The organism is Pseudomonas sp. PAGU 2196, assembly GCF_022179005.1.
Lineage (GTDB): Bacteria > Pseudomonadota > Gammaproteobacteria > Pseudomonadales > Pseudomonadaceae > Aquipseudomonas > Aquipseudomonas kermanshahensis.
The window spans coordinates 498,293-515,641 of record NZ_BNTL01000011.1 but is presented as its reverse complement, the minus strand read 5'-3'; the positions used below and the strand labels follow the sequence as shown (position 1 = coordinate 515,641).

Annotated in this window: 19 protein-coding genes and 2 pseudogenes; 10 read left to right on the top strand and 11 right to left on the bottom strand. The window is 53.3% G+C overall.

Translation table 11 applies throughout. From position 1 onward, the window contains the following. Positions 1-170: 170 nt before the first annotated feature. Both MFF34_RS12595 and MFF34_RS12590 read left to right on the top strand, forming a co-directional pair. Positions 171-401, top strand: coding sequence for a DASH complex subunit Dad3 (locus MFF34_RS12595; RefSeq protein WP_238214282.1), 231 nt, complete (start codon positions 171-173; stop codon positions 399-401). Positions 402-530: 129 nt separating this feature from the next. Next, positions 531-779 carry a hypothetical protein gene (locus MFF34_RS12590; protein WP_238214280.1) on the top strand — a complete coding sequence of 83 codons (249 nt, stop codon included), beginning with the start codon at positions 531-533 and terminating at the stop codon, positions 777-779. 445 nt (positions 780-1,224) lie between these two features. Here MFF34_RS12590 and MFF34_RS12585 read toward each other — a convergent pair whose 3' ends face one another. Next, positions 1,225-1,596 carry a helix-turn-helix domain-containing protein gene (locus MFF34_RS12585; protein ID WP_238214279.1) on the bottom strand — a complete coding sequence of 124 codons (372 nt, stop codon included), beginning with the start codon at positions 1,594-1,596 and terminating at the stop codon, positions 1,225-1,227. Positions 1,597-1,725: 129 nt separating this feature from the next. Here MFF34_RS12585 and MFF34_RS12580 point away from each other — a divergent pair, with 129 nt between their 5' ends. The 8 genes from MFF34_RS12580 to MFF34_RS12545 all read left to right on the top strand — a co-directional run bounded on the left by MFF34_RS12580 (position 1,726) and on the right by MFF34_RS12545 (position 7,763). Beyond that, positions 1,726-2,856, top strand: a complete 1,131-nt coding sequence (locus MFF34_RS12580) for a phage/plasmid replication protein (protein ID WP_238214277.1) — start codon at positions 1,726-1,728, stop codon at positions 2,854-2,856. Further along, complete coding sequence (locus MFF34_RS12575; RefSeq protein WP_238214275.1) at positions 2,853-3,083, top strand: hypothetical protein; 231 nt, start codon at positions 2,853-2,855, stop codon at positions 3,081-3,083. The genes MFF34_RS12580 and MFF34_RS12575 overlap by 4 nt, the downstream gene beginning before the upstream one ends. Before the next feature lie 172 nt (positions 3,084-3,255). Beyond that, positions 3,256-3,540 (top strand): propanediol utilization protein, encoded by a 285-nt coding sequence (locus tag MFF34_RS12570; RefSeq protein ID WP_238214273.1) that lies wholly within the window; start codon positions 3,256-3,258, stop codon positions 3,538-3,540. A gap of 234 nt (positions 3,541-3,774) precedes the next feature. Next, positions 3,775-3,987 carry a major capsid protein gene (locus tag MFF34_RS12565; RefSeq protein WP_238214259.1) on the top strand — a complete coding sequence of 71 codons (213 nt, stop codon included), beginning with the start codon at positions 3,775-3,777 and terminating at the stop codon, positions 3,985-3,987. A 145-nt stretch (positions 3,988-4,132) separates the two neighbouring features. Further along, positions 4,133-5,194, top strand: a complete 1,062-nt coding sequence (locus MFF34_RS12560) for a hypothetical protein (protein ID WP_238214257.1) — start codon at positions 4,133-4,135, stop codon at positions 5,192-5,194. 15 nt (positions 5,195-5,209) lie between these two features. Continuing rightward, positions 5,210-5,494: a DUF2523 family protein gene (locus tag MFF34_RS12555; protein ID WP_238214255.1), complete on the top strand. Its 285-nt coding sequence runs from the start codon at positions 5,210-5,212 to the stop codon at positions 5,492-5,494. Positions 5,495-5,497: 3 nt separating this feature from the next. Beyond that, positions 5,498-6,529 carry a zonular occludens toxin domain-containing protein gene (locus MFF34_RS12550; protein WP_238214253.1) on the top strand — a complete coding sequence of 344 codons (1,032 nt, stop codon included), beginning with the start codon at positions 5,498-5,500 and terminating at the stop codon, positions 6,527-6,529. A 1-nt stretch (position 6,530) separates the two neighbouring features. Next, on the top strand, positions 6,531-7,763 hold the full coding sequence (locus tag MFF34_RS12545; RefSeq protein WP_238214251.1) for a hypothetical protein: 1,233 nt from the start codon (positions 6,531-6,533) through the stop codon (positions 7,761-7,763). Between the two features lie 388 nt (positions 7,764-8,151). On the opposite strand, the pseudogene MFF34_RS12540 reads toward MFF34_RS12545, so the two are convergent. The 10 genes and pseudogenes from MFF34_RS12540 to MFF34_RS12500 form a co-directional block, all read right to left on the bottom strand. Then, a pseudogene (locus tag MFF34_RS12540) lies at positions 8,152-8,385 on the bottom strand (MFS transporter); the annotation flags it as partial. A 72-nt stretch (positions 8,386-8,457) separates the two neighbouring features. Beyond that, positions 8,458-8,606 (bottom strand): annotated as a pseudogene (locus tag MFF34_RS28285) (DUF4113 domain-containing protein); the annotation flags it as partial. A 195-nt stretch (positions 8,607-8,801) separates the two neighbouring features. Further along, entirely contained in the window at positions 8,802-9,716 is a 915-nt protein-coding gene (locus MFF34_RS12535; protein ID WP_216642495.1) for a LysR family transcriptional regulator, read from the bottom strand. 76 nt (positions 9,717-9,792) lie between these two features. Next, positions 9,793-10,416, bottom strand: a complete 624-nt coding sequence (locus MFF34_RS12530) for a LysR family transcriptional regulator (RefSeq protein WP_238214249.1) — start codon at positions 10,414-10,416, stop codon at positions 9,793-9,795. A 31-nt stretch (positions 10,417-10,447) separates the two neighbouring features. After that, positions 10,448-10,816 carry an OprD family outer membrane porin gene (locus MFF34_RS12525; RefSeq protein ID WP_374707394.1) on the bottom strand — a complete coding sequence of 123 codons (369 nt, stop codon included), beginning with the start codon at positions 10,814-10,816 and terminating at the stop codon, positions 10,448-10,450. A gap of 174 nt (positions 10,817-10,990) precedes the next feature. Continuing rightward, complete coding sequence (locus tag MFF34_RS12520; RefSeq protein ID WP_238214247.1) at positions 10,991-12,274, bottom strand: NAD(P)/FAD-dependent oxidoreductase; 1,284 nt, start codon at positions 12,272-12,274, stop codon at positions 10,991-10,993. A 367-nt stretch (positions 12,275-12,641) separates the two neighbouring features. Beyond that, positions 12,642-13,658 carry a glutamate cyclase domain-containing protein gene (locus MFF34_RS12515; RefSeq protein WP_099455846.1) on the bottom strand — a complete coding sequence of 339 codons (1,017 nt, stop codon included), beginning with the start codon at positions 13,656-13,658 and terminating at the stop codon, positions 12,642-12,644. After that, entirely contained in the window at positions 13,658-14,965 is a 1,308-nt protein-coding gene (locus MFF34_RS12510; RefSeq protein ID WP_238214245.1) for a hypothetical protein, read from the bottom strand. Before MFF34_RS12510 ends, MFF34_RS12515 begins: the two co-directional genes overlap by 1 nt. A gap of 28 nt (positions 14,966-14,993) precedes the next feature. Continuing rightward, complete coding sequence (locus MFF34_RS12505; protein ID WP_238214243.1) at positions 14,994-15,989, bottom strand: glutamate cyclase domain-containing protein; 996 nt, start codon at positions 15,987-15,989, stop codon at positions 14,994-14,996. A gap of 4 nt (positions 15,990-15,993) precedes the next feature. Continuing rightward, positions 15,994-17,316, bottom strand: coding sequence for an MFS transporter (locus MFF34_RS12500; RefSeq protein ID WP_238214241.1), 1,323 nt, complete (start codon positions 17,314-17,316; stop codon positions 15,994-15,996). Positions 17,317-17,349: the final 33 nt, after the last annotated feature.

Below are 17,349 nucleotides of genomic sequence, written 5' to 3'. Positions count from 1 at the left end.
GGGTCAAAGGATGGGATGGTTGGGTGGGTTGCTGGCGTTAGGCTGCTTTCGAATCTGGGTATCCACGGGCGCTTGGGTTTATACTCGACTGCGCATAATGCAAGACCTTATGTTGAGCGGCGTCTGGACACTGCCAACGGCTCCAGGCGTCGCGTAACATAGGGTCGATTATGCGAATCCCCATCACGCTCTCAGAACGCGCTGTGCGCGATGCCAAGGCCTACATGGCCAACAACGATGCTGAGCACGCGGTCGAATCGTTGATTGAGTCCTACGGCAACCTTGTCGCAGATATCCGCAAGCTGCGGGGCAGGGTTGGCCAGCTGGACGATGAGTCCGCTGAGGTTGATGCTGTCGTAGGCCGGCTGCGAGAGATAGCCAAGCTGATCGAAGAGCTTTAGGTACCATTATGCTCAACCTGGTTGTCCTCGAGCGCGAACTTCTGGTACCAAAACATCGACTTGGCCGCCTCAATTTGGTACCATTATCTCAACCAGGTTGCCACCTGCAGCAAAAGGAATGGTACTAAAATGCTAGTCAAAATTCAGGACATGGACGAAAGCACCGTTGAAATGCTCAAGGGCATTACCGGCAAAAAGACCGGCTCCGGGGCTGTGGAGACCGCCGCAATTGCCTACATCGCTCAGCGCGAAACGATTAGGCACCTGCGCGAACAGGAAGCCAAGCTAACAGCTAGGCTTGAGGCTGCCGAAAGAACCATTCAGCGTGCACGCGCCGCAGCATCTGAACTACTCGAACGCACCGGTCAATTGATCTGAATTGGTACCAATTCCTCCGCCGGCGCCGCGGTCCTGGGCGACATTCTGGTACCGGTCGGGGGAGTCATTGGCGGCGGGGTTTAGCGTAGCGCGGACCCCGACGGCAAAGACTCCAACAGCCCGCTTCCGCTCTTCGCCAAAGCCCCCCAGCGCCGATCTTGAATGGTCAAGGGCCGCGACCCCGGCTTATCGTGACAGCGCTTCATCGTCTCGATAAACGGAGTCCCGGGCGAAGCGAACCCTTGAACACACCCCGTCAAATTACTCTCCGCCTGGGGTGTGGGGAGTGCTTTTCTCCCCGCACCCCTGGCCTCGCCGAGAGCTCCCGGAGGGCCCCCGGAGGGGCTTTTGATCTGCTGTTGCTGTTCGGCTTTGGCGATCGCCGCCGATGGAAAGGGGGTGGGGGTGCTGTTACACCCCCACTTTGGTATGGACTTCCATACTTTCAGGCCGAGCGCGACCGAATGGCTTCTTCTTCCAAGGCCCCAAGCGCAGCGCCGATCACGCCACGTGCGAGCGGTTTAAGCGGAGCTGGTAAGTCACTGAATCTCCTGAACAAAGCTGTCATTTCTGGTGCCATGTTCCGCTCGTGGTCATCCAGCAAGATTTCGTCAGTTGAACAACCAAATAAGCGCGCCATGGCTGCGACCTTGTCGCCCGGTGGAGGGTTCTTACCTTTCTCCCATCCCGAAACGGTGTTCTCTCCGCTGTCAATGGCCTCCGCAAGCGCTTTTTGCGACATTTCCAGCATCTCGCGCTTCCGCCGTATGTTCTCGCCAATGCTCATGATGATCTCTGTAGCCGGGTTCGGATCCATAAAATTAACTCCTGTATGCCCATACACCACCGAAAAATGGTGGGACAACCCACGATATTAAGGTTGCGCCATCATCGCGATATCTTGTAGTCTTGCCCACGGAATTTAGTGGCTTGACAGGATTGTCGCATGTTCATCGATTGGCTTACCGTTTCTCAGGAGCACCCGCACGACCTGCCGGTTGTCTGCGACGTGTTTACCCTGACCATCGATGCCAATACGAATGAGGTGCTGAGCACAAAGCAGCCGCGCTTCGTGCATCGGGAAAGCTATTCGACCTCAGTCACGATTCATGTCTCAGGCCGCAACGTCCGTGTGGACGGCAACCCGAGCCGGGTAGGGCGCTTGGACAACCTGTTCGGCTTCACAACAATTGACCAGTGCATTGCGGTCTATAACGCACTGCTCGCGCAGTACGGATTGCCGCCATTCAGCCGATGCACTCGCGTAATGGTTCGCGATGGCACCTCGGGCGGTAAAGCTGGTGATCTTGTAGCAGACGGCGCGGTTATACATCGCATTGACTTGACGACTAACGTTGCCGTTGGTGAAGGGAATCCGCTTGCATACTTGCGAGGCGTTTCGTCACAACGAATTGGCCATAGCATTGGGTACTTGTACCCAAATGGTCGCACTGTTGCTTGGACCCCCAAGGGCAACGGTAAAGGCGGACGACTCCAGTACAGGAAGGCTTACGAAAAGTCTTTCGAGCTAGATCTTAACTTGCTGCCAAAGATCAAGCGCGAATTTGGTGAAGACTCATCAGAGTACAAATATGTAGTCCAAGTTCGCGATTACTGCGTCGCAAATGGCGTGGTTCGTATGGAACAAGAGTTGAAAGCAGAGTATTTGAAGCGCGAAGGGCTGGCCTTTTGGGGCCTATTTAACGAAGCCCGCTTTATTGAGATACACAACGAATTTCTTGCCATTGACGAGCGATTGCAGGTTACGGCCATGGATATGATGACTATCGCAGATAAACTTCTTGAACTCGGGATTGTGAACAGTCGTCAGGCTGCAAACTCGACCGCTTCCGCTGCAATCCTTTGGATGCACGGGCAGAAGTTTGATTTTACAAAATCGCAGGTCAAGACAAATGCGGCAAGGCTTAATCGTATCGGGATCAATATCCGCAACGCTTGCGATACTTCCCGCTTCGCGCCTGTCTTCGTCCGCCAGTGCCGCGAAGTCACCAAGTCCGAGCTTGCCATGCCTGCATGGTATCGTCGCCCGAGCCATCTTCAATTGGTGGCCGCATGAAGACCGTCAGCTTTCAGGGTGCGCAGCTTTCACCTGGGCAACGGCGCCGACTGGAACAGCAACGCCAAGTTCAGGCGTTCCTGAGTCCTGTATTGGCTGAACAAGTTTCCCAAACTCTTGCAGTGCTCGATATCAGGAAAGAGCAGGGCGCCAAGGCTGAGAAAGTTTGGACCCTTGCAAGCGAAACTCGCGGAACTCCTTCGATTGCAGAGTGGATGGGCTATTGAATGTTTGAAAAACTGGATGATCTCCTTTTTGGTCTCTCCATGCTCGGGGTGCTGGTGTTTGTCGTGATTGTCACGCTACACATCTGGTCGACTCGAAACTAAAACTTCCGCCCAGTTGGGCACATTGGTCGGGCTAAGTCTCCGACTGCCAATAGTAGAAGAGGGCAACACAATGTCGAATACCATTATCGTAGAAGTTACCGGTCAACAACGCTCTGGCATTGCTGCTAAGAGCCAGAAACCTTACTGCATGTTCACCTGCTTCGTTCACCTGCCAAACATTCCGTACCCGCAGATGTGCGATTTTTACGCACAGGCTTCCAACGAGGTTCCGCAGCCGGGAACTTATGAGTGCGACATTATTGCCACTGTACGTGATGGCCGCTTGAGCTTCGAAGTTGACCCGCGTCAAGGTCGCCGCGTTAACACTCAACAGCCACAGGCTAAGACTGCCTAATGGCCGCCACCCTCTATTGTCCAGGCGACATATCAACCGAGGGTGGTATCCCGGTTTGTTCTTCTCAATGGGAGGTAGCGCCGTATACGCCTCCCTTCGACGTCTCTCAGCTTGACCCGACGACTTTGGGCCAAGCGTTTGGAGCCGGATTTACAGTAGTTGCTTCCGTCTTGGTGGTGACTATTGGAATTCGGGCGTTAGTAAACTTTGTCAAAACCATATAGGGAAATACCCATGTTGAAAAAACTGTTCGCCGCTGCTGCTGTTGCTGTTACCGCTCCTGCTGTCTTCGCTGCTGGTGAAGCACCGGACTATTCCACGCTGACCAGCTCGCTGGATTTCAGCACTGTTGCTAACGGCGCAATGGCCATTGGTGCGGCCGTTATCGGTATGTACGCTGCGATCAAGGGCGTTAAGATCGTTATCGGCATGGTCAAAGGCGCATAACGTCGCAACTTCGTTTTGCCGGGGCGTCTTCGGACGCCCTTTTTTTATCTCAAATTTGCAGGGATGCATATGGCAGACCTTTATTATTTCGCAATGTTTTGCATTGGTAGCGGCTGCGCTTTCGCCGCGCTAGCGGGGTGGTGATATGAAACTCATGCGAATTATGGCTATCGCCTTGCTTGCACTTTATCTCTCGCCTAGCGCCTACGCTGGTTGGAAGTGCGACGATATGTATTCAGAAACTTTTAACCCTGACGAATGCTCGGATGTTGGTACGAGAGAAACGCCTGAGGCGTTCATTGCTGCGTTTGCAGAGTCGCTGGAAGCCCATAACACCAATGCAAACCGAACGGACTGGAAGCCTGGAGCGTGCACTGTTTATGCTGATACAGCCAACTGCTCTTACACTTGGATAATCTTTAATACGGCGACGCAGACCAACACTGTCAGTTTGATTAAGGAGCAGACGCAATCAAGCTGCGCAGAAACCATTGAGCTTAGCAGTGCGGATAAGGCGGTAACTAAATCGTCGAGTGGTAACTTTGTTCAATGGACAGTTCGCGAGGTTCCAACCGAAATCTGCCATGACTCCTGTTCTTATTTGGGTGAGTCCGCAGCTAAAAGCGACTGCGCGTTTGTAAAAGGCTCCACCGATACCGGGTTTTGCAATTACTTTGTAGGTCTTAATACTGCGAATCCAACTTGTACTTCAGACTCTGGTTACAGTGCCCCTCGCACAGGCGACCCCTTGAACGGTAAGCCCGGCACCGGTGGTGACGGTGGCTCTGATGGCGGTGATGACGGTGATGACGGCAGCAACACGGGCGGCGGCAACACGGGAGGTGATGACGATAGCGGCTCTGATTTTGACGGTGAGCTTTCTTTTGAATCACCTGGAGAACTCGACGCCGATTCGATTTTAGAGGATGAGCAAAACCCTTTAGCGGCTGAGACATTTGTAAACCACATGCAAACAAGCTTTGCCGACTCTCAGTTCGGGCAGGCTGTAGCAGATTTCAACATGAATATCATTTCCAACATTGGTAACGGCACATGCCCTCAGCCTGTTGTCGATGTTGGTTTTGCCATTGTTCGGTTTGAGTCGCATTGCGAACTCTTAAACTCCTCCAACGTGGTCGGGATTCTTTCTATCGTTTTCTTGGCCGGATGGTCTTTGCTCGCTGTCCGAATTGTCTTGTCTGCGTGAGTGCATGGTGAATATATGACTGATTTTGCCGAGTGGCTGCTATCTATAATTCGAGATACGTTGCAGTTTTTTGTCGATATACCATTAAAAATCTCTGAGTGGCTTTGGGATGCTCTTCTGTCTCTTCTGAGCACAAGCGTTGTTCTTGGGATGATTCAGGGCGCTGGTGAGCTTTTTTCGCAAATTGATCCCTCGGTATGGTATTTCATGCAGATCTTTCAGGTGCCTTACGGCATAAGTGCAATCATGTCGGCGTATGTGCTGCGCTTTATGATTCGACGCCTTCCGATCATTGGGTGATATATGGCTATCCACGCATACGTTGGCAAGCCGGGCCACGGGAAGAGTTACGGTGTAGTTGAGCATGTTGTGATTCCGTCTCTCAAGCAAGGGCGCCACGTAGTTACTAATATCCCGCTTGTTGCTGACGATCTTCTTGCTGATTTCGGCGGCAAGATATCTCAGCTTCCAGAAGACTGGTTCGAGCAAGATGATTTAGCCGATATCCTCCCTCCTGGCTGCGTAGCTGTAATAGATGAATGCTGGAGACGCTGGCCGGCAGGAGTTAATGCCAATCACGCCAATAAGACCGATAAAGTCTTGCTTGCCGAGCACCGCCACCGCGTAGACGGCAAAAACAACTCGATGCGTGTTGTTCTAATCACTCAAGATCTAGCGCAGATTTCGAGCTGGGTTCGATTGCTGATTGAGAACACATATCGCATTCGCAAGATGAGTAAACGAGCCTTTAAGCTTGAGGTGTACAACGGCTACGTAACTGGCGACTCACCTCCCAAGTCGAAACTAATTCGAACTACAGGCGGGAGCTTCAAGAAATCCGTTTACGGCTATTACAAGTCCGCGACCCAATCCAGTACAGGGGAGGTTGGTGACGAGTCTGCTGCTGATGGTCGGGCAAGTTATTTGCGTTCTTTCGGACTTTGGGCGTACCTGGGCGGCGGTATTGTCTGTCTCATCCTCGGCATTTATTTTGTGTCGAATTACCTTTCTCCAGGTGATAAAGGCAAGAAGAACGTTCCTCAAGCCGCTGAGACTTCCGCGCCGCGCAAGATTGAGCCGTCGATCTCGACTAGTTGGCGGCTCGTAGGGTTTGTGCATCCGTCTCGGCCCGACCCGAACTATAGAGGCATGTCAGAGGCATTGGCTTTGATTTCCGACGTGAACGGAAATACGCGTTACGTTTCCTTCAATCACTGTCGGTATTTCGAAGACTTCACCGAAGCTTATTGCGTCGTGGATGGCGTCAAGATTACGAACTGGGCAATGCGGAAGCCGAATCCGGTTGTCAATGGATTGATTGGGGTAGGGGGCTGATATGAAAGTTTTGCGCCGGTTATGTGTGACTGTTTTGCTGTCGGCTGTTCTGTGCAGCGCCAATGCAGATGATACTCCCCAGTCGCTGACCTTCGATTTCCAGAGCATCCAAGTTTCAGCGGCCTTGCAACTGCTGGCCGACTATCGCGGGCTGAATCTCGTCCAGGGCGAAGGCATTTCGGGTTCGCTGTCGATGCGGATGAAGGATGTTAGTTGGGATGAGGCTATCGAGTTCGTTACGGGTCCACGCGGATTGCTTTACAGCGTCGATGGTAAGTATTTGCGTGTAAGCGCTTATCCGCACCCTGATAACGACTCTGAGTCTGCTGGATTCTACGGGCTAGCGGGTTCACCTGGGACCGCTGAAACTCCGGCATATAAGGTGTCGATTCTCAAGGTTCGCAACATTCCGTCCGCTGATGCAATTAAGGCATTTCCGCTCGACCAGGGCGAAAGCTTGAACGCTGAGGAAGGTTCATCTGTGATCGTTGCTCGTATGAGCAAAGAACGACTGGCCGATCTGCGCACTTATCTGGATGCGGTCGATTACTCGCGTCAACAAGTGATGATTGAGGCCCGCATTGTTGAAGTTGATCGTTCGTACACCAAGAACCTCGGGGTTCAATGGAAAGGATCGGTTGGCAGCGGCGCAGGCGCTCTAATTGGCAGCGTACCGCTGGGCTTAACTCCAGCCGCAATTGCTGGCTTTGGCATCACGTCCAGGTCGTTCAATCTAGACGCCGAACTGGATGCAATGGAGCAAGCCGGTAAAGGTCGCGTTATCTCAAGTCCGCGTGTTTACACGACAGATCGGCATCAGGCCAAGATCATCAAAGGCTCGCAGGTTCCGTATCAGCAATCTGCCGGTGACGGGGCCACGTCGGTATCGTTCAAAGAAGCCGCTTTGTCGCTCGATGTAATGCCGCTGGTGAACGATAAAGGCGTGCTGCTGGACGTGATCTTGTCGAAGGATGAGCCGGATTATTCGAAGGCAATGAACGGCGTACCGCCGATCAACACAACGTCGCTGACGTCGCGTGTGTTCTCGGGCTTTGGCAAGACGGTAGCGTTGGGAGGCGTGTACTCGGACACGGACAGCACGGTTGTGCGCAGCGTGCCGTTCTTCGGGCAGATCCCGGGCTTGAAATGGTTGTTCAACAGCACGTCGACGGTGAAGACGGAAACGGAGCTGGTTTTGTTCCTGACGCCGCGCTTGGTAGAGGCGCCTATATAACTAAACTAAATATCTCTTTAGCGTAGTTAGACGATTTAGTGCTGAATTGTAGGGTACACCGCCCCGTGGGAAAAATCCAAGGATGCGCATAATGCATATTATGTTAAATTAAGTATTATGGAGAGGTGTTCATGTGAGACCTTTTCAGCAATCACCGGCATCGTGTTCCTCCGTACAGCCAATAGCACCCAGATCGCGGAACCAACGTTCCCGAATGCACTGCAGTTTGCGAACAAATGGAAAAGGTATCTCCCAAAGCTCAGCCATTCATAAGCACTTGGTACTGCATGGAGTCCTAAAGCACTGCGCAATTACGAACCCATCTGGCCTCAAGTACAGCACAGTCGGAAAGCTGGATGCGCCTGCCCAAGCCGATGACATTGTTCCCGTTGCGAATACCGATTACCGAGGCGACGACTCCGTTTGTCAGTGGGACGGTTGAAAGCCAGAGGAAGCCCATTGCCATCCCAAACAGGTAAGCCGCGACATTAATCACTGGGACAGAAACAAAGGCGACAATGACCGCCGCTCGAAGCAAGTAGAGAGCCGTGAGCAGCTTGGGTTTGGACAGGTGCCCGCCGAGCCAGCCGGCTGTGGTGCCAAAAATATTGAATCGCCCGATATTGAAGACAATCGCTAAGGTTGGTTAGGCTAGGGAAAATGGAATCCCTGGCCTTCCTCAGGTGCTACCGCCCTATTTACAGTAAACAGTCGAGAGCTCATCCACTCGCGTACTGAATCTCTGGCTCATCATTTCGCGGCGCATACCCCTCTTGGATCAACCGGCACGGTAGCCAGCCGCATAGTTGCCCTACCCCACTTACCATTTACCGCATCGAGCACACCATCACCTTCTCAATCGCCACAGGCTAAGCATCTGCGAAGAGGTCACCCGTAATCGGTGTCCGGAAAAACTTGACCACTACAACTGGTACGCTCGCCAGCCGCATCGTCCCCCTATGACTGTAAGATGAGCAGTGAGGCGGCGACCGATACCCGAGTCAACGCAGATAGGACAATCTAGTTCTGGTCGATCTTCTAACTATGGGCATCCTCTGATTTCACAGCTTTGAGGGCGTCAATTACGGCCTTTACTGCCGGCAGTTTTGAGGCGCCTTTCGGAACCGCTACGGAGATTCTTCGAAGCAGAATGGGCTTAACCGGTACACACACGAAATCGGAATCCCTCCGGACAGGCCCCAAAATCAGATTTGGCAGTACCGTGATGAGCGAGCTCGACCTCACGATTTCTATCGTTGCGGCAGTATTGCGGCAATTACTAGAAACACGCGGCTCGAACCCCGCAGCCCGAAAAGCACGCAGTAGGAATGACACATAGGTCACAGCGGAGAGATTCAGAGCCCAGCGTTCATTGGCCAGGTCGTCTAGATGGATGGACTTAAGCTCAGCCAGGCGGTTGGTTGAGGACATGACCAACATAAAATGGTCAGTGCATAGCGGCTCGAATTCAAGCTTGGAGGCATGAGCCTCAATGCTTGTCATGTCGTCTACAACCGCCAAATCGACCTGATTTGCTGCCGCCGCCTTTAGCCCTTCTGTCGGCTCCATCTCAGTGAAAGAGACCGTTAATTTGGGATGTGATTGCTCTAGGGCCCGGATTGCGAATGGCAGAATCCCAACGGCCACAGAACCAAAGGCGGCGACTCGAACCTCTCCCGTCACCTCATGCTTGCTTTGAGCGACCTCAGCTTCGATGTCATTGACCAGCTTGAAAAGCTCCACAGACCGGGTCGCCAACCGTTTCCCGACAGGCGTGAGTTCGACGCTCCGCCCAGAACGCTCGAAAAGTACGACATCAAGCTCCTGCTCTAGCAAAGCCAACTGCTGGGAGATAGCGGGACGAGTCAAATGCACCGCCTCAGCGACAGCAGAAATCGTACCGAGCACTGAGAGCTCAGACAGCAAACGCAGCCGACTCAGATTGAGCATCATCCCTTACTCCTCTACTCATTGATCCAGAATCATATCGTAGAGCACTACAGATTCGTTTAACTCAAAAGCATGGAACTCACATCCTCAGGCACGACTTGTTGGAACGCTCATCGGATAAATCACTCAGTTGGAGGTTCTTACGATCAGCCAGGCGATGCCGGGAGGACATCACTACCGTGAAGTAATCCGGACACAGCGGCAGAAAATCCAGCTTTGCTGTGAAGGGCTCGGTATCGACCATATCATCAACGATCGCTACATCGACCTGGTTGGCAGCGGCGGCCTTCAAGCCTTCAGCCGGCTCAAGTTCGATCAACGAGACGGCGAGTTGCGGGTGGCTTTGCTCGATCAACTGGACGCATTTAGGCACCAAACCAACCCCGGCAGAACCAAAGGAAGCGAGTCGGATGACACCTGAGATCTCTTGGCGACCTTGAGCGATTTCGGCCTCGATATCGTTCACGAGACGAAAAAGCTCAGACGATCGCGCCACCAATAGCCGCCCTGCGGGCGTCAGTTCCACATTGCGGCCTGACCGCTCCACCAAAGCCACGTCCAGCTCGCGCTCCAGTAATCCCAGTTGCTGCGACACTGCCGGCCGGGTGAGGTGCACCGCCTCTGCCACGGCGGATACTGTTCCTAGCACCGACAATTCCGAGAGCAGCTTCAACCTTCCTAGATTTAGCACGATATCATTCACCTATTTCCTAGCCGGCAATCCAGCTTAAGCACTAGCAGGGTCTGATTGAGCAGGCCGCAGAAATTGCACCGAGTGAGGCTTGATCCAGTTCTACTTCGAGGCCTAGCGCACTGAACTCATCAACCGCCTTATCACCATCGCTAGGGAAAAATGAGCTGCCGTTGTGCCGACCCTGTCCAGAGTCGAGCTTGATGCCCAGTGCACCAATTGCATCAGCGCCGAACCCAACTGTGCCGTCCGTTAAGCCAGACTGGTACTTGAGCAGAAACCCCTGCCCCCATTCCTCCTGCTTCACCTGCTTGGTCTGTCGATTGTCGTTATTGAAATAGAGATTTCGCATCGGCAACGTAGCTTTCGAGTCCGAAATGAAAAAGGACTTCACGAAATCACGCTCAACCATGAAACACAACTCCCATTGCACTATTATTATTGGCGGTAAACCGCTGCTTTGGCAGATTGCGAGCTAAGGACAACGCTTGAAGAAAAATACCACTTATAGAATATTAAAGGCGCACCAAGGGACTGCCATCAATGCAAATATAACCAAGTTTTCAATGCGCCGAATCGAAATTAATCAGTGCAGCCTTAGTTTCGGGCGAGTTTTACGCTGCAGATACTCTGCGAGCGTTTTTAACAGCATTCGCGGCGTTCCATAGAGCGCAGCTTGGTGCAATCTGTAGAGGGAAGTGTAAAGCGTCCTGGCAATAAGCCCTCGCGTAATTCCTTTACCGCTGAAAATTCCGTTCAGGCTGCCTACTGCGTCGAAGGAAGCCAACGAGATCAAAGTTCCCTTGTCTTCATATTTGAAATTAAGAAGCTGCTCACCGTCTAAGTGTCGCTCTAGGTTCTTGCACAGCAAAGCAGCCTGCTGGTTGGCAGCTTGCGCACGCGGGGGTACGAAACGTCCACTGGTAGCATCTAACGGGCAAGAAGAACAATCACCCAATGCGAAGATCGAATCATCGAGGGTCGTCTGGAGCGTCCGCTTTACGTTTAGCTGATTGATCCGATTGGTTTCAAGACCATCCAGCGTTTTTAGGAACTCAGGTGCCTTGATGCCTGCAGCCCAAATTTTCAGATCGGCGTTTAACGTTTCGCCCTCAGCAAGAATGACTCCGCTCTCCGTGACTTCTTTCACCGCAGTGCCGACTCGCACGTTCACTCCCAAATCCTTCAGCCCACTGTGCACTGCCTGACTGGCTTGTTCGTTAAGCACGGGTAGGATGCGCGGGCCCGCTTCAAGCAGCGTAATCTTCAGAGTGGATGGGCACGCGTGCTTGACACCGTATCCTTTGATTACACGCACAGCATGCTGGAGTTCGGCACACAACTCTACACCTGTAGCCCCTGCCCCCACGATGGCTATCTCGAGTGGATGAGCCGTATCAGAGGCATGTGAGCGCATGTAACGGTTAAGCAGCATTCCATGGAGCCGCTCAGCCTGCACTCGGCTATCCAGAAATTGGCAATACTGCTGAACTCCTGGTGTTCCAAAATCATTGCAATGGCTGCCGACCGCCATTACCAGAGTGTCATACTCGATTTCGCGTTCCTTCGAAGAAGATCGACTGGATTCAGTCAGGCGGATGACCTTGCGGGCGCGATCGAGTCCCGCCATACGGCCATGCTGAAAGTGGAAGTGGTTCCATTTGGCCTGAGCAATATAGTTAAGCTCGTCGACGCCAGGGTTCAGGGAACCAGCAGCAACTTCATGAAAAAGCGGCTTCCAAATATGGGTCAAATTAGCATCAACCAACGTAATCATGGCGTGATTTCGCCGACCGAGAGTTTTCCCTAATCGAGTAGCGAGTTCGATGCCACCGGCGCCGCCACCCACAATTACAATCCTGTGTTTCATTATCAAACCCTGATGGAAGGAGCACGATTCCCCCAATGCACGCACTTTGGTGATAACCAAGCAGCGACATTTGAGAACAAAAATAAACACGCTAGCTTTCTGGCAGCCTAGCTACACCATAATAAAACTTAGCTTTATTTAAAAACCCGATGGTAGTCGGTGCGAGACACCACCTAAACACCGGGCGAGGTCAACTCAGTTGTACCCTAGCACTGCAACAGCATCAATAACCCCCTCAACCTTACCTTGCGCAAGCCGAGGCTTAGCTACAACTGTAGAGACAGGCTCAGTTTTGCCCGGCAAGCCAACTGTATGGTTCTGCTCAGGCAGCCGTTTAGAAAGTTTCGAGGAATTAGTGTTGTGCATATTAGACCTTCAGGGCTGGCCTTATGATAGCGGTGACCATTTCGGCCAACGCCAAGTGACTGCTCAATGGGATTCCATCCACGTTTGCATCCGTAATCCCCACGACAGAGTTGATCAGTCCCACATCAACTCCCCGACGAAGCAAGTTGCCTTCCATCTCTGGGGTGTGGATCAGCCGCACATCACCGGTGCGGATTGCCATGGCGGCGGCGATGGCGTAGCAGCCCCAGTTCGAACATGCCGCAGTGACCAGGACATCTGCGGAGGTGACAGCTCCGATACCGCCGCCGCACCCACACGAACCCTCAGCACCGAACTTAACGTGACCCTGGACAGCTTCACTGACCAGGCCCATGCCAATTTCATTCCCACCGTCCCCCACAGCAACGGTCGGGATTTCACGGCGGATCGCTTCGTCGAATACGAAATCGATGCGCGCACGCTCCATCCCGTAATCAATGCCGCGCATGCTGTAGTAAATGCCGTTGCGATTTCGGCCTACCCGTTCCGTGGAGAACAATATGGAAGGTTGAAGCTCGTCCAGCAGCTTAGGCGCCGCGATAGCAGCTTCTTCATCTGTAACCGCGAAGCCTTGAACGCACACCGTCGCCAGGCTTTTATCCTTGGTCGCTTTACGAGCTTGCTCATAGGGAAGAACCGTCAAACCTGCAGTGGTCAGAATGGCTTCCATTGGGCGACGCAGGGTTTCTTCGATCAGCACCACGGGCGTGACGTTACGCGCCAGTACCAATGCACGCACTACCGCTGCCAGACCCGCAGGGCCATCGTTCTCACCGATTTCCGGAGACAGCCAGGCACGGGATACCGAGCCGGTTGTAACGATGACAGTAGAACCCTCAGGCGCAGCCAACAGTGCCGTTGCAGCAGCGCCCACCAGCGGCCGGCCAATGCTAGCGCGCGCCTGCTGGTAAAGGTGCTCTACACCACGGCCACCAATGTCCAAAGAGATCAGCTGATCGAGACGTTGATCGTAGGAAGTGTATTTGGAGTCAGACATCATTTGCCTCCCAGGATCAGATCGGTCATCGCTTTCAAATCGTGAATGATGGCTGCGACTTTCGTCAGCGACTCGTCAAACGCTTTAATGATTGCTTCCTGACCACCGACACGCTGAATTGCATCACCGGACGGCTTCAAGCGCACAGATACACGTGCCCCTGGCTGACCATGAGTGTTGACAGTGAGAATGCCGTAATCGCGCAGCAGAATCATGCCCAACGCAGAGGTCGCCTCACATGGCACCACAGGCACTTTCTCTGACTTGAAGCCAGCACGCTTCAGAATGATTCGGAGGATATCGTCCTCATGAACCATTGGGCCCAGGTCGCTCACTTGAACGCAGTCACCCAGTAGCTTTATAAGATCCGCTGCCAGCGCCTTACCGGCTTTGGCTTCATCAATCAAATGCTGAGGGTCGTAGCTCTGAAGCGCACGCATTACGCCCGCGGAGATCGGCGCACGAGCTTCCATCCCGTACTCAGCCCCCTTCGCTGCGGCCGCCCCGATCATGTCCTTCGCACCAACCAAAATGCCGGCACGTGGGCCAGGAAGACCGGCCTTGTCACAGTTAGTCACCGCCAAGTCTGCACCCGTCTTGAGGCTCTTGATGCCGCTATGCAGCACCGGACGCAGCCTTGCACCGTAAGCCTCGTCCAGGAACACGCGAGAGCCAAACTGCTTAACATAGTCCACCACGCTCAAGGTGATGTTATCGCTAAGCAGCTCCAGGCTGCTGGTGACGGTGGTAACGACAACCAAGCGAGGCTCATTGGCCTGCAGGACACTTCGCCAATCACCGGAACCCTGCACCTCAATCAGTGGAACACCCGCAAGCTTCGCACCTCGAACTACAGAAGCATGCGAACGGCCACCTGGAGGAACGATCGATACAACAGTTAGACCACCCGAGCACGATGCAATGACAGACACGATTGCAGCACTGGTACGGTTGAAAATGGCAACGCTATCGGTTTCTTCGTCGCCCCCCAGGTGCTCAATTGCCAGTTTGTTCAGGCGAGTGGAACTCAGACCGGGGCCAACCCACTCTTCACAGTAGGTGTCCAGGTCAGTTGCCTTGACCAGGTAGTCCCGCTGATTGCCGGTGAAAATGCCGATCGATTCGGAGCCATACTCAATAACGCGACTGGCTGCGACCGCTTGACCGTGGCGAAGGCGGGCGCCCTCATCGGTGCTGGAGCGAATGATGTTGCCGCGAGCGAAACCCACTACCGGATCAATTTCATTGCCAAATGAATCAGTCTTAACCGACACCTGTGCACCTTCGAAATTGCTTTTGATGTTCATAATTACCGTTCCTGGTGGCGTGTAACGCCTACCGAGAGACATTCACGATCGAATTCAACAACTGGACAAACGCGGCATGCCCGTCGAGATCAATGCCATCTACAGACGGCTGGTGCAGTCCATTTGCACCATCTCGCCCGCCGCCCCTCACACACGCCTCAACCATGTCACGCTCAAGTTCAGGCGAATGGATCAGATCGGGTTTGCCGGTCAAATAAGCCAGCGCAGCACAGATGGCGTAGGCGCCCCAATTTGATACGGAGGCTGCCACAACCACATCGGTTGCAGTGACGGTGATCACTCCCGAGGGGAAGCCTCCCTTGGAGATGGCGCCCAGCGGATGAACCGCTGTTACTGCAGCGCGGACATCGCCGAACCCCACCTCATTGCCACCGTCACCTACACCAACGGTAAGTACGTTGTGTACCTTGGCCAGGTCGGCCAGCAGGTACACGTGACCCACAGCATCTGGCTCGCGAAAGTCACCACGAACGCCGTGAAAATAACCCTCCGCGTTAGGGCCATCGCGCTCCACGAAGATCACAGCGGTGGGGTTGTACTCTTGGAATAAGCTTGTGGCAGTTTGGTGACCTGCGCTCAGGCCTTTTGGGAAGCTGGCAACGGTGATCGAGCCTTGCCCATCAAGTGCCTCACTGGCCACCGCAGCACAAGCCTCGACCGGTGCTAAATGGATGTCTTCCGTCACTAGCACCACTCGGCACTCAAGTCCCCGCGCCAGTGCCCTTGCCAATACAGCAGCGCCAGGCGGGCCATCCGTTTCGCCCAGCGGAAGAGCTGGTGCAACTCCGGCGCCGGTGGCTATAAACACAGTGTCACCAGGCTGAATTCGATTATGCAGAGACTCTGCGGCCAACATGCTCAATGGCGCGCCATGATGTTTTCTGCAGATGTCATACAGCGGTTGGACATATCCCGATGGAAGCCCCCCGGTAAGGGGGCGTATTTCCACAGTCATCAACCTATCAATTCTTTCGCCGATCAAGGCATTGTAAGCGTTATTCATGTCATCACTCATTAATATCAATCCGATAAGTTTCTTTGGTCATCGAAATACAGATCAGAGTAATAACTGCCGCTACCACTACGAACCACGACACCGCCATAGAATTACCAGTGGTGGCTACAAGCCAAGCTGCAATGATCGGAGTCGGGGCGCTAGAAACAATACCGGAAAGTTGATACGCGACAGACGAACCACTGAAACGGTATTTGGTTTTGTACTGCTCAGCGTAAATCACGCCATGCAGAGAACCGGTAGATGCGTGACCGATACCCAGGCCCAAAGCCAACGCCAAGGTGATATAGTACGGATCAGCAGTATTCAGCAGGGCGAAGAACGGGAAGGCGTAAAAAGCAAAGAAGATTGCACCAAAGCCATAAACTTTCTTACGACCGTACTTGTCAGACAGCCACCCAAACACAGGCTGCATAAACAAATCTACTGCAGCGCCTACCATCAAGGCGTTAGAAGCGACACTGCGTGGCAGCCCCAGGGTTTGTGTAATGTAACTCAAGGCGTAAACGGTAATGAGGAAGTAGCCAACGTTAGCAGCCGTTTGAAAGAAGGCCATAACAATGGTTTTCTTCTTCTCGTACTTCCAGACGCTGAGCAGCGGAGCTTTCTCGATTTCACCTTTTTCCGCAACTTTTTCAAAGGCCGGAGGCTCAGACACCTGCAGGCGGATATACATGCCGACTACCAGCAGTACCAGGCTGAAGATGAAAGGGAGGCGCCAGCCCCACGAGAAGAATTGCTCATCTGGAAGCATGGAAACCAAGGCAAACGCACCCGCCGATACTAAAAGGCCCGCAGGAACTCCCATTTGCATGGTGGCACCCCACAATCCTCGCCGCCCTTCCGGCGCGTGCTCTACAGACATGAGCGCTGCACCGCCCCACTCACCGCCAAGAGCAAAACCCTGGATAATTCGAAGCACAATCAATAAAGCAGGCCCCCATATACCGGCTTGTGCATATGAAGGGAGAAAGCCGATAGCTGCTGTGCAAAGACCCATCAGCATCAACGTAAAGACCAATAACTTCTTCCGGCCCATACGGTCACCGAAGTGACCAATCACGATCCCTCCAATGGGTCGAACTACAAAAGCGACCGAGAACGAGATCATCGACATCAGCGTAGCCATTTCTGGCGACATATTGCTGAAGAACACCTTAGGAAACACGAGAGCAGCGGCAGTACCATAAATGAAGTAGTCGTACCACTCTACGGTGGTTCCGATGAAGGAGCCTAATGCAGCTTTGACGGAAGTCTTATCTGCACCCTTACTTTCTTCTTGATGCTTGATAGCACCTGCTGTTTGCACGTTCATATGCCCTCTCGATGTCACCAGTCGCCGGTGGTT

Coding starts and splice junctions, on each gene's coding strand:
- MFF34_RS12595 (WP_238214282.1), top strand. CDS start 171: ATGCGAATCCCCATCACGCTCTCAGAACGCGCTGTGCGCGATGCCAAG.
- MFF34_RS12590 (WP_238214280.1), top strand. CDS start 531: ATGCTAGTCAAAATTCAGGACATGGACGAAAGCACCGTTGAAATGCTC.
- MFF34_RS12585 (WP_238214279.1), bottom strand. CDS start 1,596: ATGGATCCGAACCCGGCTACAGAGATCATCATGAGCATTGGCGAGAAC.
- MFF34_RS12580 (WP_238214277.1), top strand. CDS start 1,726: ATGTTCATCGATTGGCTTACCGTTTCTCAGGAGCACCCGCACGACCTG.
- MFF34_RS12575 (WP_238214275.1), top strand. CDS start 2,853: ATGAAGACCGTCAGCTTTCAGGGTGCGCAGCTTTCACCTGGGCAACGG.
- MFF34_RS12570 (WP_238214273.1), top strand. CDS start 3,256: ATGTCGAATACCATTATCGTAGAAGTTACCGGTCAACAACGCTCTGGC.
- MFF34_RS12565 (WP_238214259.1), top strand. CDS start 3,775: ATGTTGAAAAAACTGTTCGCCGCTGCTGCTGTTGCTGTTACCGCTCCT.
- MFF34_RS12560 (WP_238214257.1), top strand. CDS start 4,133: ATGAAACTCATGCGAATTATGGCTATCGCCTTGCTTGCACTTTATCTC.
- MFF34_RS12555 (WP_238214255.1), top strand. CDS start 5,210: ATGACTGATTTTGCCGAGTGGCTGCTATCTATAATTCGAGATACGTTG.
- MFF34_RS12550 (WP_238214253.1), top strand. CDS start 5,498: ATGGCTATCCACGCATACGTTGGCAAGCCGGGCCACGGGAAGAGTTAC.
- MFF34_RS12545 (WP_238214251.1), top strand. CDS start 6,531: ATGAAAGTTTTGCGCCGGTTATGTGTGACTGTTTTGCTGTCGGCTGTT.
- MFF34_RS12535 (WP_216642495.1), bottom strand. CDS start 9,716: ATGATGCTCAATCTGAGTCGGCTGCGTTTGCTGTCTGAGCTCTCAGTG.
- MFF34_RS12525 (WP_374707394.1), bottom strand. CDS start 10,816: ATGGTTGAGCGTGATTTCGTGAAGTCCTTTTTCATTTCGGACTCGAAA.
- MFF34_RS12520 (WP_238214247.1), bottom strand. CDS start 12,274: ATGAAACACAGGATTGTAATTGTGGGTGGCGGCGCCGGTGGCATCGAA.
- MFF34_RS12515 (WP_099455846.1), bottom strand. CDS start 13,658: ATGTCTGACTCCAAATACACTTCCTACGATCAACGTCTCGATCAGCTG.
- MFF34_RS12510 (WP_238214245.1), bottom strand. CDS start 14,965: ATGAACATCAAAAGCAATTTCGAAGGTGCACAGGTGTCGGTTAAGACT.
- MFF34_RS12505 (WP_238214243.1), bottom strand. CDS start 15,989: ATGAATAACGCTTACAATGCCTTGATCGGCGAAAGAATTGATAGGTTG.
- MFF34_RS12500 (WP_238214241.1), bottom strand. CDS start 17,316: ATGAACGTGCAAACAGCAGGTGCTATCAAGCATCAAGAAGAAAGTAAG.